An 18,146-nucleotide genomic window follows, 5' to 3' on the forward strand; every position below is an offset into this window, starting at 1 on the left:
ATACCAATGCCTAATCATTATACAGCTTAAACAATGAGAGGATTAAGTCCCAACTGGCTGTTGGGTACTGAAACCCTACACTTATATATTAGGAGGAGGGTCAGGAATGCGATGAGATCAAAAGGACAAGAAATAGTTTGATAAGGAAGTAGGGGGATAGGAAGAAAATACAAAACCGCTGTAAAGCCTTTGTTTGTTAGCCTTACAGTGGTTTTGCCATGTTTCACAGAGTATGATAATTTATTCCATGCTTCCACTTTTTAAGGAACTATCGTTCAAACTGGTAGGATGGCTTCTTCAGGAATTGGAATTAGAATAGGGCATAACAAGGACAAAATACTTACAGATTATGAATAATGGAACGATTTAATACTCTATTTTTACATTTAGGGCAGCTTAATTTTGAGCTGCCCTAAATTTTTTCTATTAATCAGAACAGATAAAGCTGTGGAATACTTTAGTTATAAAGAATCATGTGTTAAACTAGATAAATACATAAATATAAATCTGGTGAGGATAAAATGATTGATACAATTTTAGAACTGCTAAGCTACATAGATGCTCCGGAAATGAAAAAGTTTATCCTTATTCTTCTGCTGTACCTTTTGGCGGTAATCGGTGCAGGGAAACTGTTTCATTCCTACCTGGTAATTAAATATATAAGAAACTCATTCATTGCTGTGTTGGGAGCCGTCATAGTCATTACGGCCGACATTTTATTTATAGAACCGTCCACCGGTAAATATTGGGCATTTTTATGGGGAGCCGGTGCAGTCTGCCTGCTTTCAGCTTCTATTTTATTCATAAGATACAAGTATTACTGCCATATTCTCAAAGTGATGAAAAAAACAGAATCAGAGGATATTATTTCTGCATGGAAGAAATTAAATGAAATTCCGCTTTCGAACCTGACTCCCGGAATAAAGAAGAAATATTTGGAGCGCTGCCTCTTCGTCTTGTTACTTTTGGGAGATCTGGAAAAAGCGGAAAGATATCTTTCACAGTTGGGGGTCACGGACGGTCCGTTGTTTTACTTTTTCCACGGTTTTAAGCAAATGTCTGCAGGTGACATAGTCCGGGCGGGTGAGTCAATGATGAAGGCGGAAAAATGCTGTCAGCAAAATACGCCTCCCCAACTGTACATTCAGATTCTCAATAACCGGGGAGTGCTTTACGTATGCCAGGGAAATTATCAGGAGGCAGATTACTACTTCAAACAGGCGATTGCGGCGGCCGGACAAAACAAGAAAATGAATATGGAGATTCTGGAACCGGTTTATTATAATTATTGTTTTAATTTGTGCAGAATTCGCGAGGACATGAAACGGGGAGACTGGAAAAAAATATTGGAGGAATACCGTGATTTACTGGATATGGGGAAGGCGAAAGCTTTTATTTCCGTATGCAATATTGAATTGGAGCTGCTCCGCCAGACAGAGGAAAATACACAGGAGACGGAAATATGGATCCAGGAACAATTTTTACAGACACTGAAGTATGGACTAACGGAACAGGAAAGATGTGTTTACGAGGGCAGTATGGCAAGGATCGTCTGCTCGATGCGTTTTAATCCAACCAACTGTCTTGAAGCGCTTGAGAAAGACAGAGAGAAGCTCTCAGGACTTCCCATGCCGGCGCGATACCGTACATGGAAGGAGATTGATTTGCTGTTTCGTGATTTGTACGATGACAGACTTTTGGGACAGTATCATGATTTGGATAGGGCGGCGGAAAACTATATGGCGTTTCAGGCGGAAAAAGAGATCCAGAACTATATCGACTCCCTACCGGCAGAAGCCGTATATGAACGGTGCCATTACCGCAAAGAATTGGCCGGGATGAAAAGAATGCATATTGAGGAATACCGGTTTGAGAAGGTGAAACAAATGCTGGAGGATATTACGGCCGTTTATGAGGAAAACCATTTGGAAATCGATGCGCTTGATACGCGTATGGCTATCCTGGACGAAGGTACGTTTGCCTTAAACCTGACAGAACATCATAAGCCCATCTATGCTGCAGAGATGCAGAATCAGATGCAGCTTGTAGAAGCTAAATTAGAGAAAATGATCCAGCACCCAAAAACAGCAGAATATGCGCTCCGCCTTTGTTTCTACTGCTGTCATCTGGACGAATATCAGAAATGCCTCATGTATTTTAAACGGTTTGAGGAAGCCGGACTTTCCCTGAGCCACTTTGCTCCATGGCTGAGAAACTATTACTCATTTTGTTCTGTGGTTATCCGGATTTTAAAATTTGCAGATGCGATTGAACAAGTCCGGAGAGAACGGTCAAAACTGGAAATATACGAAGAGGCTGTCCAGAACTGGTTTGAGCAGTTTCCGTTTTCCGATGGGTTCCATGCAACGCTGCTGCTGGGGCGTTTTATGGGATGTAAAACGATACGGGTTAAATATAAAATCTGGTATCAGGACAATGAAATCGACAGAGAGGGGAGACGTGATTTTCTGGATTCAAAGAATGAAGACAGACTTAAAGCCCATGTTTGGTACTGTGAAGAGAGCATCCACATGGAGGCCGATTTGACGTATCGCCAGTTTTCTTCGGATGAAAAGTCGGATTTTATTTTATTTTCAGAGACTCATCATCCTTTTGAGGTGAATGAATCCTGTCATCTGTTAAAACAGGCCAGGATGAGCCGGATGAATTTTCTGGGGATACAGGAAAAATATATAGAGATAAAAAATCTTCCAAAAGACGTTCAGGAATTATTAGATATCGTATATAATATTATTATGAGCAAAATAACCGATTAATGACAGTACAGTGAAAGAGAGGGTGGTGTTATGAAAATCAGGAGAACAATTCTTGCGTTGCTGCTCTATGCGGGGTTTCTGTTTTTCTCTGTTTACGTGGCTTTGGGGAATGACATTTGGGACAGACTGCAAAAGTGGAGGAAACGGGGGACCAATTAGCTGATTGAACAGAACCCCAGTTACAACTTCACAACAGCAGAAGAATTCAGGCATAATTCCACGCGGATTGCAAATACTGATAAATCAGAGTAAATATGGATATATCTGATTTCCATCCACATATGCAACTGCTGATCAATCATCCGGAAGGAGTAATCTGCTAATATGACTGAAAAGAAGCTGAAAAAATCCAAAACAGACACAGAACCCCAGTACATGAAAGATAGTGCAAAGGGCACAGAGATAACCCCACAAACTAATTTAAACCCTAACTGTCCCTGCAAGAGAGACTGTATCCGCCACGGGAACTGTAACGAGTGCAGAGCGGTACACGAAGCAGAAGGTAAGTATCCTACCTGCTGCCAGAGGATTGCGGACAGAAAGAAGAGACAAAAGAAAGGAAGCGCATAGCATGGATTTCGGACAAGCCGCAGAACTGGTTGAAGCGTTAAGGTCGAAAGACGAAACAAAGGCTTATCAATGTTTTAAGTTACTGGAGAAGGAATCATCCGATACGGATCATGTATACCCCTTCTTTGACCTTTTTGCAGATATGATAGAAGATGAAAATTCCTATGTCAGAACGAGGGGGCTTCTGCTGATTGCCGCCAATGCCCGTTGGGACACGGAGAATAAGATTGATGAGCTGATAGACAGCTATCTGAAGCATATTGAGGATGTTAAGCCTATCACATCGAGACAGTGTATCAAAGCCCTGCCGTCAATTGTCAAGTATAAGCCTGACCTTTATGATTGTATTTGCACCGCGCTGGAACAGGCCAATCCGGGCATTTACAGGGACAGTATGAGCTCTCTGGTAATGAGAGATATTGCCGAGGCGCTGGCGTCTATCCGGAGAGAGGGGCGATGAGATGGTTCTTAAAACAGACAGGCTGATACTGAGAAACATGGGGCAGGAGGATTACGAAGCGCTTTGCCGGATATTAAAGGACAATGATGTGATGTATGCCTACGAAGGAGCTTTCAGCGATAGAGAAGTACAGGAATGGCTGGACAGGCAGACAGAGAGGTATCATCAATATGGATTCGGACTCTGGGCCGTTACTTTGAAGGACAGCGGCCGTATGATAGGCCAATGCGGCCTTACGATGCAGGATTACAGGGAAAAACAGGTGCTTGAAGTCGGCTATCTCTTTGAAAAAGCATACTGGCATCATGGGTATGCCGTTGAAGCTGCCGCCGCATGCCGGGACTACGCCTTTAATCAGCTAGATGCAGAAGAAGTCTATTCCATCATCAGGGACAGCAATACCGCTTCCCAGAAGGTGGCACAGAGAAACGGTATGAGGTACAGGGATACGATTGTTAAGCACTATAAAGGTGTTACGATGCCGCATCATGTATATTCCGTAAAGCGGAAAACAGAGTCGATCAGCCTGTGCGGAGTTGACTGCACGGATTGTGAGTATTTCGGGACAGAGGAGGACAGGTGTGCCGGATGTGATGAGATACAGGGCAAGCCGTTCTGGCTTAAATATACAGGGGAAGAAATCTGCAGGATTTATGAATGCTGTACATATAAAAAGAAACTGCCCCATTGCGGAAAATGCCGCCGGCTGCCGTGTCCTCTCTATGAAAGCAGCGATCCGACCAAATCGGCAGAGGAGAATGAGGCAATCTTTCTCAGACAGATGGAACAGCTTAAGAACAGGCCATGAACTATAAAACGATGACAGAGAATAGGGATCCGGCGGTTGGCCGGATCCCGTTTGCGCGTCTGTCAATGAATCATTATTGGAACAGGCCGTATCTCACAGATAAACGGATTTATGGTTTCTGCTAAAATAGTACCAGCCTGTAAAAAGTTGTAAAAGCACTTAAGTCTCCCGGAGCGCATAAGATAGATTAACGTAGCTTTGAGGTGGCTTTCTTTGAAAACATTTCCAAAACCATTGACGGCCAGTGAAGAACGTGAGTATCTAAAACGCTGCAAAGAGGGAGACGAAGAAGCCAAGGCCGTTTTGATTGAACGTAACTTAAGGCTGGTGGCCCATGTCATAAAAAAGTATCAATATACTGATTATGAGATGGAAGACCTTCTGTCGGTTGGGACAATCGGGCTGATCAAAGCCGTGAATACGTTTAAGATGGACCGCGGCTCCAGACTGGCTACTTACGCAGCGAAATGTGTGGAAAACGAGATTCTGATGCTGTTTCGCGCCGGTAAAAAGCATTCCAAAGATGTCTCCTTATATGACCCCATAGGAGTTGATAAGGATGGAGAGACCGTTAACCTGATCGATGTGATCGAAGCGGATGATAAAGCTGCCCTGGAGACGATTATATTGGAGCAGGATGTCTCTGAACTCTATGATGCCTATCGGAAATGTCTGAAAAACACGGAGCAGGAGGTACTGAGCATGCGGTACGGACTCTTTGGGGAGCAGGAACGCACTCAGAGAGAGATAGCCGGTAAAATGGGAATCTCACGTTCTTATGTCAGCCGTATTGAGAAGAAGGCCCTGGAAAAACTGAGGCTGGAATTTGAGAAGAATGGGTGAACCGGAAATTTTGAATGTCGGGGACGATTTGCGTCTGTCAGCAAACCGGTTTCTGCAAAATATGCAGAAGGCCGGTTGCCGAACCGGCCGCCTGGAAAAAGACAGCATAAATTCGATAATTTATCGCAATATTTCTGATTGTATTATAAATATCCTCCGTATATAATGAAAGCTGAGCTTGAAGTTTTGATTGATGGCAGTGAAAAATTTGCGGAACGCGTTTTTCATTGCGAGAAGGAGGATGTTGATTATGGCAATTTTAGTTACAGGCGGTGCAGGCTACATAGGAAGCCATACGTGTGTAGAGCTTCTGAACGCAGGATATGAGGTTGTAGTGGTGGATAATCTCAGTAATTCCAGCGAGGAATCCTTAAGACGTGTAGAAAAAATCACAGGGAAACAGGTGAAATTCTATGAGGCTGATTTATTGGATAAGCCTGCCATAGAGGCTGTATTCGATAAGGAGAACATTGATTCCGTGATTCATTTTGCAGGACTGAAGGCGGTGGGTGAGTCTGTTCAAAAGCCACTGGAATATTATCATAATAACATTACCGGAACGCTGCTCCTCTGCGATGTTATGAGGAACCATGGCGTTAAGAATATCGTATTCAGTTCCTCGGCTACTGTTTACGGAGATCCGGCATTCGTACCGATTACGGAAGAGTGTCCGAAGGGAAAGATAACGAACCCATACGGACAGACGAAGAGCATGCTTGAGCAGATTCTGACGGACCTGCATGTGGCCGATCCGGAATGGAACGTTGTTCTGCTGCGCTATTTCAATCCAATCGGAGCTCATAAGAGCGGTTTAATCGGCGAGGATCCAAAGGGGATTCCGAACAACCTTGTCCCGTATATTGCGCAGGTCGCAGTAGGCAAGCTGAAATGCCTCGGAGTTTTTGGGGACGACTATCCTACACCCGACGGTACCGGAGTGCGTGACTATATCCATGTAGTGGATTTAGCGGTAGGCCATGTCAAAGCCCTGAAGAAGATTGAAGAGAAGGCAGGGGTTACCATCTACAATCTGGGAACAGGGAACGGCTACAGTGTCCTTGACGTGGTAAAAGCTTATGCAAAAGCCAGCGGCAGAGAGATTGCTTATGAGATTAAGCCGAGACGCGCCGGGGATATCGCAACCTGCTATGCAGACGCAACTAAGGCGAAAGAGGAACTTGGCTGGGAGGCAGAGCGCGGCATAGAGGAAATGTGCGAAGACTCCTGGAGATGGCAGTCGATGAATCCGGACGGTTACAGAAACTGAGACAGAAACCGGCAAGGCAATAAGGAAGGCAAAGCGGCTTTTAGGCGTGCGCCGGATTAGCAGATAACTGAAAATAAATTTATTTACTGTCCGGCCTTAGCCGGACAGTATTTTTATTTGAAGACGGTGGTCTGTACGCAGAGCGTGCAGGCTATCGTTTAACAGGAAAGTTCTCCTGTTAAATAAAAACCGCTCCGCGGAGGATCGCAACTCTAAAGAGGGCTTGTTCACTAAGCTCGTTACACTCGCTAAGTGAGCCAATGCCTGCGACGGCAGGGAATAATGTCGCTGAAGCGACCCGCCGCAGACAGAAAAAGGCTCCCATACGTTCATAAATAATAAATAGATTTGCCGAAAATCCGGATTTTGAAGCTCTTTGCTGTCATTGCAGAATCTGCGGTTGTAATTCGTTGATAAAGTTGTTATAATTATTGGCTGAACTATAAAAATAGTTCGGAAAAGGATAGGGAGGATTTTTGAGGTGAAAAAATTGACTGCTTTCTGCGGGAGCCTGGCACTGATGCTGTTTTTCAGTCCGATGACGGCTCTGGCGGCAGAACATGTGGCCGGCAGTGAGAAAACAGCCGTACCAATCTGGCTGTGTATCCCTTTTGCCGGACTTCTTTTGTGTATTGCGGTGCTGCCGCTGATTAAGGCCGAGTGGTGGGAAGAGCATCAGCCGCATGCGGTGATTTTCTGGTCATTGCTTTTTATTGTTCCATTCGCTCTTTCATTTAGTGCAGGGACTGCATTAGAGACCGTTCTGGAATGCATCGTGAACGATTATCTGACATTTATAATCCTGCTTTTCGGCCTGTTCTGTGTTTCCGGCAACATTACGATGTCCGGGGACCTGGCAGGCTCGCCCAGGGTAAACGTGGGGCTGCTGGCTCTGGGAACGCTGCTTTCAAGCTGGATAGGCACCACCGGCGCAAGCATGCTGATGATCCGCCCCGTCATCAAGATGAATTCATGGAGAAAAAGGAAACGCCACATTATTGTGTTTTTTATTTTTCTGGTTTCCAACATAGGCGGCTGTCTCACCCCGATTGGGGATCCGCCCCTGCTGATGGGCTTTATGAGAGGTGTCCCCTTTTTCTGGAGTTTGAAGCTTTTTCCGCTTCTTATCTTTAATATGGCAGTGCTGCTGTTCCTGTTTTACTGGCTGGACAGGCGTGCATACCGCAAGGATATTGCCCTCGGCCTGAAACCGGATATCAGTAAGCCCGGTACGGAGGTTAAGATCAGGGGAGCGCATAATCTGATTTTTCTGATTATGATTGTGGCAGCAGTTATTTTGAGCGGTACCCTGCCGGGACATCCGGCGTTTCAGGATGCGGCGGGAAATGTGAAGGGAATTCATATTTTTGGGGAAGTAAGCCTGGGATATCCGGCGCTGATTGAAATTGCTATTATTTTGCTGGCTGCATTACTTTCCTTTAAAACTACGGATTCGGAGATCCGGAGGGAGAACCATTTTACATGGAGCGCTATCCGTGAGGTTGCCGTTTTATTTGTGGGAATTTTTATCACAATGCAGCCGGCTCTCATGCTTTTGAAAGCCAATGGCGGCAGCCTGGGCATTACGGAGCCGTACCAAATGTTCTGGAGCACGGGACTCCTTTCCAGCTTTCTGGATAATACGCCCACCTATCTTGTATTCCTGACCACGGCAGGAGCGCTTGATTTTACGGAGGGAATGACAACGGCTCTGGGGGTTGTGCCGTTACAGATGCTGATGGCAATCTCGGCCGGAGCCGTATTTATGGGAGCCAATACTTATATAGGCAATGCTCCCAATTTTATGGTTAAATCTATAGCGGATGAGAACGGTGTCCGCATGCCGTCCTTTTTTGGCTATCTTCTCTGGTCGCTCGCAATTCTGATTCCGGTCTTTGCACTGGATATGATATTGTTCTTTTTATAGGGAGGGGGATGAACGATGTTAAATAATGAAGAGCAGCTCCGGGAACTGGCGGAGCGTATCTACGATCTGGATGCGGAGGTTTATGCTCAGTTAGGTTCTTCCCTGGGCCGAGTTTTTAACAGGAACCGCGAAAGCTGTGTGGATGAACTGGTTAATACAATGCTGACCAGGCCCCAGGGCCATCTGATGCGGAGTGAACTGGCGCTGATTGCCAACATGGCCCGCACGATTAAGGATAAAGAAGAGCGGAAGCTGGTTATGACGGAATACAACCGGATTCTTCAGGAAGTAATGAGCCTTCCTACCAGCTTTGTGAGTGGTGATATTATCGATCCGGAGATGGCGAAGCTGAACGCATTCAATCTCCAGGACCGTTTTTCCAGCGAAGATCACCTGATTATCTGCATTAGCTGGACGTATGGCTGCGGCGGCATTGATGTCGGCTTCAAACTGGCCGATAAATTGAAAATCAACTATTATGATGCCGAAATATTTGAGGCTGTGTTAAAGCGGCTGGAGGCAGAGAAGGATACGGTCCGCGATTCGATAGGCTATTCAAGCAATCCGGATCTGAATCCGAATCTGGCCAGTGCATTTGAACAGACAAAGAGCCTGACTCTTCGGCAGAGAATGCGTGAATTCAGCCGATATCACGGCCTTTCCAAGAAAGATGCCATATTCTTTAATCAGAGTGACCTGCTGTGCGATATGGCCAGAAAAGAAGACTTTATCATTATGGGCCGCTGCGGTGATGCAATTATGACGAATAACAGAATCCCGCATATCAGTATTTACATCACGGCGCCCTTTGAACAGAGGGTGCGCCACACAATGGAAATCCATAACGGAATGGGGGAGAAGAAGGCAAGGCGTCTTCTGAAACACCTGGATCGGCAGCATTCCCATTATTATAATTTTTATACAAGCCGCCGGTGGGGCAATGCTAATAATTATGATCTCTGTATTAACAGTGCAAGTTATGGAATCGACGGTACGGTAGAGTTTATTCTCAGAATGATTGACCGGGGCGTAAAGAATAAAAAATAAAATCAGCTTTGGAATGCCGATTTATCCGGCCTTTGCAGGAGTGTCCTGCGAAGGCCGTTTTTTATTTAACAGGAAAGTAATCCTGTTAAATAAAAAACGCTCCGCGGAGGATCGCAACTCTAAAGAGGGCTTGTTCACTAAGCTCGTTACACTCGCTAAGTGAGCCAATGCCTGCGGCGGTAGGGAATAATGTCTCATAAAAAAGAACGAATGTTCGAAAAAACTCTTGCTATCAAAATCAGAATGTGATAAAATGAGGATAGAACAAATGTTCTTATAAATCTGTGCAGTGATGTGCCGGTGACAAGCAGTACAATGGATTATCACAATGCGGTTCATTGCTTATATAAAGGAGAAAGTTAATGCTGATACAGGAGAATCTGTCAATAGAAGAAAAACTCAAAATTTTAACGGATGCAGCTAAGTATGATGTCGCCTGTACATCCAGCGGAGTGGAAAGGAAGGGGAAGGACGGCTGCATCGGAAGCGCAAGTGAAGCCGGACTTTGCCACAGCTTTGCTGCCGACGGCAGATGCATTTCTCTCCTGAAGATTCTTTACACGAACCAGTGTATCTATGACTGCAGGTACTGTGTGAACAGACGTTCCAATGATACTGTCCGCACTGCGTTCACACCCGGGGAAGTCTGCCGCCTGACGATGGAGTTTTACCGGAGGAATTATATTGAGGGGCTGTTCCTCAGCTCCGGAATTCTTGACACACCGGATAAAACAATGGAGCAAATTTACAGAACTCTTTATCTGCTGCGCAATGAGCATAAATTTAACGGTTATATTCATGTGAAGGCGATACCGGGAGCCGATCCGACCCTGATTGAGATGACCGGTTTCCTGGCAGACAGGATGAGCGTGAACCTGGAACTTCCAACCGCCGAAGGGCTGAGGAAGCTGGCGCCGGGAAAGACAAGGGATAAGATATTAAAGCCGATGCGGCAGATTCAGAGGGGAATTGTAAATCAGATGGCCCGTGAAGGGCTCCTGGAAAAGAAGGGGATTATATTGCCGCCGGGATTTCTCACAGACTCTTTAAGGACTGCGCCCGCCGGTAAAACTCCGGGGCCGCGGACGGAGCTTTCGGAAAGCCTGCCGCAGGCTGCCGGCGCGTCAACGCCGGTACTGTCCCGTTCCGGCACCGGAGCGGATGCCGAACGCCCTGCAGTTATTCCGGGAAAGTCTGTGTATGGTAATTATGGCGTGGGCCGTGTATCTAATCATAAGTCGTATTTTGTGCCTGCCGGTCAGAGTACTCAGATGATTGTGGGAGCCACACCGGAGAGTGATTATCAGATGATGGCGGTAGCAGAGGCGCTTTACAAGAATTTCGGGCTTAAGAGAGTCTTTTACTCTGCCTTTGTTCCCGTGAATCATGACAGCCTTCTTCCGGCTCTGCCGGGAGGACCGCCGCTTCTAAGGGAACACCGGCTCTATCAGGCGGACTGGCTCCTGCGATACTATGGGTTTCACGCCTCCGAACTGTTATCAGAGGATAAGCCTAATTTTAATGTGTTTCTGGATCCCAAGTGTGACTGGGCGCTGAGAAATTTGGGGGAATTTCCGGTGGAGGTAAATCATGCTCCCTATGCCTCTCTTTTGAGGGTGCCCGGAATCGGGACTAAATCTGCGATGCGGATTGTCGCCGCCAGGAAGCAGGCAGTCTTAAGATTTGAAGATTTAAAAAAGATGGGGGTTGTTTTAAAAAGAGCGGTATATTTCATAACCTGCTCCGGTAAAATGATGTATCCGGTGAAGCTTTCGGAAGATGCCATCGCAAACCAGATAGTGGGAGAGGAGAAGCGGCGAAACTGGGAGCTTGAGCAAAAGGGGCTGTTCAGGCAGATGTCTCTGTTTGATGATTTCCATATGGAGGCAGCGCCTCCTGCGGAGGAAAGGGTATCTGTCTTAACGGGGGAGATGTAATATGGTTATATTTATATGTAAAGATGATTTTGACTCCATACTCTGCGGCGTTTATGATGCCTGGATGAGCAGACTGGGGCATGACAATGTCAGACTGCAGCTTCAGGGAGCCTATAATATGGAGTTGTTTGCAAAATACCGCGATGTGCAGGTCACCGAAGAAAAGGTAGATAAGGTGATACAAGCTGTTGTACAAAAGATATCCAGGGAAGCGTATGGCTGGATTTACAGGGCGTCTCTCAGTTATGAACCGGAGAAGGCAGACATAATTTACCGATTTCTGATTTTTGGATTCCATATAGGAAAGCAGATTACGGAAAGTCTCCATATACCTGCTGTCCATGAGATATTCCGAATAAACCGCCACATACAGAATGAGGCCCATAATATGAAGGAGTTTCTCCGGTTTTCTGAACTGGAGAATAAAGTCCTTTTTTCAAGGATTGGGCCAAAGAATGACGTTATTCCGATGCTGGCCCTTCATTTTTCGGATCGGCTGAGGCCGGAGCGGTTTATCATTTATGATGAAATCCGGGAGAAGGCTGTCATATATACTCCCAATACAGGCTGGTACATTCTGTCCGGCGAGGAGGGGAAAAGACTGGAAAAACTGTCGGAGAAATCAGATCGGAAGGAGTATGAAACACTCTGGAAAATCTTTTTTGACAGTGTCGCAATCAAAGAAAGAGAAAATTATGTCTGCCAGAGAGGCCATCTGGCTCTGAGGTACCGCCCCTACATGACAGAATTTCAATAAAAAAATTAAGAATTAACAGGCGGATAATCCTGATAAAATCAGGGTGTTAAAAATATATTCTTACGAATTCTTTCCTTTTTCGAAAAAAAAGGAAGATAATTTTATTCTTCATTAATAGATTGGTCACAATTTTGACACAATTTCAAATTATCATTACTGGCGTACCACGAATTAAGTAAATTGATTCAAAAAAAGAGGAGATGTAATTATGAAAAAAAATTTAGTGAAACCAGCAGCAGTAATGATGATGAGTGTAATGTTAGCGGCTACCGCCCTGACAGCTTGCGGCGGAACCGATGCAGGCACTACAACAGCAGCCGTAACCGAGGCAGAGACAACTGAAGCTCCGGAGACAGCAGCACCAGAGGAGAACACAGAGGAAGTTAATTCTGAGTCAGCAGAAGATATCACAGAAGCAGCTGACACAGAGGAGACAGAGGCAGCAGAGAGCCAGGCTGAAGATGCTGCGGCAGAATCCGACGATGCAGCTCTGATTGAGGAGAGCACAGCTAACTAATCGTTAGCAGGCTGATAAGCCTACATAAATTAATCAGGTTAAGAAAAATGTAAGGAGCGGCCGCTTGACAGCGGACCGCTTCTCTCGTATACTAAGTGTATTAAATGAATTAATACACTTAATTTAAATAATACGGGAAAGGAGGAGCCTATGATTCTGATTGACTATAAAGATCGGCGACCTATATATGAACAGGTTGTAGAAAAACTGTCTGAGCTGATGGTGCGAGGAATTTTGGAGCAGAACAGCCAGCTCCCATCTGTACGCAGCCTTGCAACGGAATTGTCGATTAATCCCAACACAATACAGAGAGCCTATGCGGAACTGGAGCGGCAGGGGTATATTTATTCGGTAAAGGGCAGAGGCAGTTTTGTGGCCGAGAATCACCAAATTCGTGAACAGAAAAAAAAAGAAATTTTTGTGAGACTGGGCAGACTTGTGGAGGAGGCCAGGGGAACGGGAGTCACGATGCTTCAATTTCAGGAGCAGGTGATACAGTTCTATGGCAGCAGTGACAGGAGGCCGCGGCCAGCGGCAGGAACTGCGGCTCCGGTAAAAGAATCGCAAATTCTGTCGGCTGCGGAGGCGACGTTAACTGCCGTACATGAGCCGGTGACAAAGAATCAGATGACGGAACCGGCTCTTGGAGGCAAGAGGGAGGAAAAAGGAGGAGAAACGGATGATTGAAGCAATCAACCTGACAAAGCGATTTGACGATATCAAAGCCGTTGATCATATTAATGCAGTAATCAGAGAGGGCAGCGTATTTGGATTGATAGGCACGAATGGTGCAGGAAAGAGTACGTTTCTCAGAATGGCTGCCGGAATACTGAAACCGGATGAGGGCAGAGTTACGATCGACGGAGAAGACATTTTTGAGAATGATAAGGTAAAATCAAAATTTTTCTATATATCGGATGAGCAGTATTTTTTGAATAACGCGACTCCGGGTGAGATGATGAAGTTTTACAGAAATGTATACAGGAATTTTGACGAAAAGCGATTTTTCGGCCTGCTTTCCAATTTCGATTTGGATGCAAGGCGGAAGGTAAATACATTTTCAAAAGGAATGAAGAAACAGCTTTCCGTTCTTCTTGGAATTTGTGCCAACACAGACTATATATTCTGCGATGAGACATTTGACGGGCTGGATCCGGTTATGAGGCAGACAGTGAAAAGCCTTTTTGCCAATGATATGGAGGAGAGGAACCTGACTCCGATTATTGCCTCACATAACCTGAGGGAGCTGGAGGATATCTGTGACCACGTAGGACTGCTCCACAAAGGAGGAATTCTGCTGTCAAAGGATCTGGATGATATGAAGCTGAATATCCATAAGGTTCAATGTGTACTTCTTCCGGGTACAGAGCCGGAAAATCTGCATGGAATTGACATTATCAGGACGGAACGCAGGGGGAGCCTGCTGACTCTGACCATAAGGGGGAAAAAGGAAGAGATAGAAGCGGTTATGCAGACCTTCCATCCGGTATTTTTTGAACTGATTCCTCTTTCCCTGGAAGAAATATTTATCAGTGAAACGGAGGTGGCCGGTTATGACATCAAAAAACTTATTTTTTAATCTGATGAAAGAAAACACGAAACAGCGCCTCTGGACAGTCGCTTTGATATCATTAATATTCTTTTTTACATTTCCGGTGCAGACGGCGCTGTTAATCAGCAGTTATCTTTCCCAGGACAGAATCGATGCCGTTTGGGAGAGGGAAGCGCAGGGAGTCGAGGTGATAAAGCAGCAGCTTCAGGAAAGATACTTAAGCTGGACTGCAATAGATAATGGCATGTTGGTTTTTCTTCTTATCGTTTTTGCCGTAGTCTGCGGTATTTCGGGATTTGCGTATCTGCATTCGCGTAAGAAAACCGATTTTTACCATGCAATTCCGGTAAAACGTGAAAGATTATTTACTGCCGTATATCTGAACGGCGTCCTTTATACGGCTGTGCCTTATCTGATATCCCTTTTGATATCTTCATTAATGATTCAGGTGAAAGCCGGGCAGATATTCCCGTGGGGAGAGGTGTTAAAGACTTACTGTATCCATATGTCGTTCTTTTTGTTAATGTATACGGTAGTGATAGCGGCTGCTCTGATGACCGGCAATACCATTGTCAATGTGCTTGGATCCGCAGTGTTTTTCCTGTGGGGACCGGGAACGGTCATGCTACTTATCGGCTATTTCAGCAGCTATTATATTACCTTTTACCAGGACGGGAACAGATTCGTAGAGCTTTTGCAAAAATCATCACCGGCAGCCTGGTATATCGGAGCGGTATCAGAACCGGAAAAAGCAGGCTCAATGGCGCTGTGGGCGGTTGCAGTAACCGTACTTCTTATCGCGCTCTGTGTATTTCTGTATAAGAAAAGACCTTCCGAGGCAGCCGGGCGCGCCATGGCATTCAGAAAAAGCCAGCCGGTTATCAAGCTGCTCCTTGTAGTGCCGATTGCACTCACCGGCAGCCTGATTTTCAGAGAAATGATGGGAAGCGACGGATGGAGCATTTTCGGTCTGGTCTGCGGACTTGTAATCAGCTACGCTATTATTGAAATAATTTATAACTTTGATTTCAGAAGACTGTTTGCACATAAAAAACAATTTGCACTCTGTACAGTCTGCTCATTGGCAATCCTTGCATTTTTCAGGTTTGATTTGTCGGGATTTGACTCTTATGTGCCTTCTGAATCCAAGATGGAAGCGGCAGGAATTTACTGCAGGCGGATGGACGCGGATTTTCTTGAAGACTATTTGTCTGAATTGGAGCTGAACAGTGATTCCAGGGGCTATGATTATGTGAGCTGGAAATCGAAATCAGCAGGAGAACTGGTGAAGGAGATGAAACTGGCTGATGTAACGTCGGTGATTGAAATAGGAAAAAGGGGCGTTACCGATGCCGAACAGGCAAAGAAACGAAACCACGGCATCCTTAGAAGCGGCCGCTATTATTACCGTGATTCGAGTGACGAAACGATTGACGAGGTAGTGGTTGCTTATCATCTGAAGGGCGGAAAAACTGTGCTGCGCCGCTATAATATGAATCTGTCAGCGGTAAGCGGAGCGCTCGACAAAATTTATGACAGTGAGGAATATAAGACGGAAGTTTATCCGATTCTTTCTTATCAGGCGTCGGATGTGGCCGGAATCAATTATGAGGAATACGGTGATTTCAGTCATGTGAACCTGAAGAATGACGAAATGAAGGCTCGGATTCTGGAGGCGTATCAGAAGGAGTTAAGAGGCCTGACTGCCGAAACAAGAAGAGAAGAAAGCCCGATTGCAGCAATTCAGTTCAAAACGGGCGAGATGCAGGAAATGATTGATACGCTCAGAGAAAAAAAGCGCGACTTCAGTGTGTTTAACAGAAAATTTTATTATCCGATCTATCCGTCCTTTACGGAAACAATCAGCCTGCTGAAAGAATGCGGGGTTGATGTGGGAGAATTCCTGACAGCAGACAAGGTGGATAAGATTGTTATGGAATACTACAGAAGTGAAGAGGACGTGGAAGAGATACCGTCTGCTGAAATGGAAGGTGTCTATTCAAAAGAGCGCGGAAGCTGGAAGGTCACGGTAACTGATAAGAACGAGATCCGCCAGATCCTTGACAGCTCCCTGTCTGACAGCCTGAACTGTACAAATTATCTGAATAATACCTTTACCGGGGTGAATCTGACTGCCTATGTGTCGGTCAAGCGGGGGCAGACGGAAGACGAGTTTGATGCGGCTGCCATGCCTGAAACAGTGCAGACGGAGAGTATAGATGGAAGAGAACAGGAGACGGAATATGTCAGATACGGACTGCGGTTTGACTACGACAAGATTCCGGATTTTGTAAAAGAAACGTTTAAATTGACGGAAGAAAATATGAAAAATGATGTAATGTGGGGCTATTAGAAGCTGCCTTAAGTGGCCCGGTTTTACTTTTGATTGACTTTCTCTCCTTTACAGGATAAAATAAGTGAGGAAAAATATCCTGTAGAGGAGGAAAATGAATGGCATTTTTAGATGAACTTGGTAAAGTAATCAGTGATAAGAGCAAGGAAGCAGCCAATAAAGTGAAGGATATCACAGGCGTAATCCAGCTCAAATCAAAATTGTCAGCAGAAAAGGAAAAAGTTAATAAAGCATATATCAGTCTTGGAAAGGCATACTATGACAGGCACGAAGCAGCGCTGGAAGATGAGTACGCCGATGAATTCAAGATTATCCAGGCGGGTCTGATTAAGATGGCTGTACTGGAAGACGAAATTGCAGAACTGGAAGGAACCAGAGTCTGTGCGGAGTGCGGAGCCAAGGTAGAGAGAGAGGCCCTGTATTGCAGTAAGTGCGGTGCTCCTATGGAGGATAAAATGGCAGGCGCCTCAGAGGATGAGGACAGTGAAGAACCAGGACTGCAGTTTCCGGTAAAAACGGCGGCAGATGAATCCATCTTCGCAGAGGAAGACAGCGAAAACGAAGAATAGGAGATAGAATGGACGCATTAGTACAGTGGTTTACGGCCAATCTTTCTGAGTTTATCTCAAAAGAGGCAGTTATTTTTATTATTTCCATGGTACCAATACTGGAATTGAGGGGAGGACTTCTGGCGGCTTCGCCGGCACTTCTCAATGTACCGATTATGCAGGCAATACCAATCTGCATTATCGGAAATATTCTGCCAATCCCGTTTATTCTGCTCCTTATCAGAAAGATACTGGACTGGATGAAGCTGGTGAAGGTGTTCCGGCCAATTGCTTTGTGGCTGGAGAATAAGGCGATGAGTAAAAAAGACCAGATTGAGAAATATGGATTTTGGGGACTTGTGCTTTTTGTAGGGATCCCCCTCCCTGGTACGGGAGCCTGGACAGGCTCTTTGATAGCGGCGCTTTTGAGAGTGCGTTTTAAAACAGCATTTGCAGCAATATTAATAGGCATTGTAATCGCTACGGTCATTATGTCTATCCTGTCTTACGGTGTGCTGGGAGTCATTTTCGGATAAGAAATAACAGTCTGCGGTATGGTACGGAACTTTAACATGTTCCTGCCATGCCGCAGTTTTTTGTATGCATTATCCGGTTCAGATATTCGGATACAGTATATTTTCGGAAAGTATGGAGATTCTTGATAACGAAACAGTTTAGATGGATATTTAATTAAGCAGGTGAGGACGCCGCCGGTACGGCCAGCGGACGGGGTGGTGAGGTGTGTATATGAGTCTTTCGTCCCGGGGGTTTGGCATCGCTGGA

Annotated in this window: 15 protein-coding genes and 1 pseudogene; all 16 read left to right on the plus strand. The window is 45.4% G+C overall.

Annotated elements, in window-relative coordinates:
- Positions 1-521: 521 nt before the first annotated feature.
- Positions 522-2,777: a hypothetical protein gene (locus KH180_RS16225; protein WP_055177162.1), complete on the plus strand. Its 2,256-nt coding sequence runs from the start codon at positions 522-524 to the stop codon at positions 2,775-2,777.
- Between the two features lie 324 nt (positions 2,778-3,101).
- Complete coding sequence (locus tag KH180_RS16230; protein WP_021641765.1) at positions 3,102-3,347, plus strand: hypothetical protein; 246 nt, start codon at positions 3,102-3,104, stop codon at positions 3,345-3,347.
- A 1-nt stretch (position 3,348) separates the two neighbouring features.
- Entirely contained in the window at positions 3,349-3,807 is a 459-nt protein-coding gene (locus KH180_RS16235) for a hypothetical protein (protein WP_003510516.1), read from the plus strand.
- A 1-nt stretch (position 3,808) separates the two neighbouring features.
- A complete protein-coding gene (locus KH180_RS16240; RefSeq protein ID WP_004461958.1) occupies positions 3,809-4,615 on the plus strand; it encodes a GNAT family N-acetyltransferase in 807 nt (268 codons plus the stop codon).
- A 213-nt stretch (positions 4,616-4,828) separates the two neighbouring features.
- Positions 4,829-5,458 carry an RNA polymerase sporulation sigma factor SigK gene (sigK, locus tag KH180_RS16245; RefSeq protein WP_003510518.1) on the plus strand — a complete coding sequence of 210 codons (630 nt, stop codon included), beginning with the start codon at positions 4,829-4,831 and terminating at the stop codon, positions 5,456-5,458.
- Positions 5,459-5,708: 250 nt separating this feature from the next.
- On the plus strand, positions 5,709-6,725 hold the full coding sequence (galE, locus tag KH180_RS16250; protein WP_003510519.1) for a UDP-glucose 4-epimerase GalE: 1,017 nt from the start codon (positions 5,709-5,711) through the stop codon (positions 6,723-6,725).
- 481 nt (positions 6,726-7,206) lie between these two features.
- Complete coding sequence (locus KH180_RS16255) at positions 7,207-8,652, plus strand: sodium:proton antiporter (protein WP_009298083.1); 1,446 nt, start codon at positions 7,207-7,209, stop codon at positions 8,650-8,652.
- Positions 8,653-8,667: 15 nt separating this feature from the next.
- Positions 8,668-9,699, plus strand: a complete 1,032-nt coding sequence (locus tag KH180_RS16260; protein ID WP_003510524.1) for a cytidylate kinase-like family protein — start codon at positions 8,668-8,670, stop codon at positions 9,697-9,699.
- Between the two features lie 362 nt (positions 9,700-10,061).
- Complete coding sequence (locus KH180_RS16265; RefSeq protein ID WP_003510525.1) at positions 10,062-11,636, plus strand: putative DNA modification/repair radical SAM protein; 1,575 nt, start codon at positions 10,062-10,064, stop codon at positions 11,634-11,636.
- Between the two features lies 1 nt (position 11,637).
- Complete coding sequence (locus KH180_RS16270) at positions 11,638-12,393, plus strand: TIGR03915 family putative DNA repair protein (RefSeq protein WP_003510526.1); 756 nt, start codon at positions 11,638-11,640, stop codon at positions 12,391-12,393.
- 208 nt (positions 12,394-12,601) lie between these two features.
- Entirely contained in the window at positions 12,602-12,910 is a 309-nt protein-coding gene (locus KH180_RS16275; protein WP_003510527.1) for a hypothetical protein, read from the plus strand.
- Positions 12,911-13,060: 150 nt separating this feature from the next.
- Positions 13,061-13,378 (plus strand): annotated as a pseudogene (locus tag KH180_RS16895) (GntR family transcriptional regulator); the annotation flags it as partial.
- A 211-nt stretch (positions 13,379-13,589) separates the two neighbouring features.
- Positions 13,590-14,489: an ABC transporter ATP-binding protein gene (locus tag KH180_RS16285; RefSeq protein ID WP_003510530.1), complete on the plus strand. Its 900-nt coding sequence runs from the start codon at positions 13,590-13,592 to the stop codon at positions 14,487-14,489.
- The gene (locus tag KH180_RS16290; RefSeq protein WP_003510532.1) at positions 14,464-16,815 is read left to right on the plus strand and encodes a DUF6449 domain-containing protein; all 2,352 of its coding nucleotides are present in this window, start codon (positions 14,464-14,466) and stop codon (positions 16,813-16,815) included. Before KH180_RS16285 ends, KH180_RS16290 begins: the two co-directional genes overlap by 26 nt.
- Positions 16,816-16,913: 98 nt before the next feature.
- Positions 16,914-17,384: a zinc ribbon domain-containing protein gene (locus KH180_RS16295; RefSeq protein WP_003510533.1), complete on the plus strand. Its 471-nt coding sequence runs from the start codon at positions 16,914-16,916 to the stop codon at positions 17,382-17,384.
- A gap of 8 nt (positions 17,385-17,392) precedes the next feature.
- Positions 17,393-17,899, plus strand: coding sequence for a COG2426 family protein (locus KH180_RS16300; protein WP_003510534.1), 507 nt, complete (start codon positions 17,393-17,395; stop codon positions 17,897-17,899).
- Positions 17,900-18,146 lie beyond the last annotated feature (247 nt).

Source organism: Anaerostipes sp., assembly GCF_018381315.1.
Classification (GTDB): Bacteria; Bacillota; Clostridia; order Lachnospirales; family Lachnospiraceae; genus Anaerostipes.

Excerpts from the sequence above, each read along its gene's own strand:
- KH180_RS16225 (WP_055177162.1), top strand. The coding sequence starts at position 522 with ATGATTGATACAATTTTAGAACTGCTAAGCTACATAGATGCTCCGGAA.
- KH180_RS16230 (WP_021641765.1), top strand. The coding sequence starts at position 3,102 with ATGACTGAAAAGAAGCTGAAAAAATCCAAAACAGACACAGAACCCCAG.
- KH180_RS16235 (WP_003510516.1), top strand. The coding sequence starts at position 3,349 with ATGGATTTCGGACAAGCCGCAGAACTGGTTGAAGCGTTAAGGTCGAAA.
- KH180_RS16240 (WP_004461958.1), top strand. The coding sequence starts at position 3,809 with ATGGTTCTTAAAACAGACAGGCTGATACTGAGAAACATGGGGCAGGAG.
- galE (WP_003510519.1), top strand. The coding sequence starts at position 5,709 with ATGGCAATTTTAGTTACAGGCGGTGCAGGCTACATAGGAAGCCATACG.
- KH180_RS16260 (WP_003510524.1), top strand. The coding sequence starts at position 8,668 with ATGTTAAATAATGAAGAGCAGCTCCGGGAACTGGCGGAGCGTATCTAC.
- KH180_RS16265 (WP_003510525.1), top strand. The coding sequence starts at position 10,062 with ATGCTGATACAGGAGAATCTGTCAATAGAAGAAAAACTCAAAATTTTA.
- KH180_RS16270 (WP_003510526.1), top strand. The coding sequence starts at position 11,638 with ATGGTTATATTTATATGTAAAGATGATTTTGACTCCATACTCTGCGGC.
- KH180_RS16275 (WP_003510527.1), top strand. The coding sequence starts at position 12,602 with ATGAAAAAAAATTTAGTGAAACCAGCAGCAGTAATGATGATGAGTGTA.
- KH180_RS16285 (WP_003510530.1), top strand. The coding sequence starts at position 13,590 with ATGATTGAAGCAATCAACCTGACAAAGCGATTTGACGATATCAAAGCC.
- KH180_RS16290 (WP_003510532.1), top strand. The coding sequence starts at position 14,464 with ATGACATCAAAAAACTTATTTTTTAATCTGATGAAAGAAAACACGAAA.
- KH180_RS16295 (WP_003510533.1), top strand. The coding sequence starts at position 16,914 with ATGGCATTTTTAGATGAACTTGGTAAAGTAATCAGTGATAAGAGCAAG.
- KH180_RS16300 (WP_003510534.1), top strand. The coding sequence starts at position 17,393 with ATGGACGCATTAGTACAGTGGTTTACGGCCAATCTTTCTGAGTTTATC.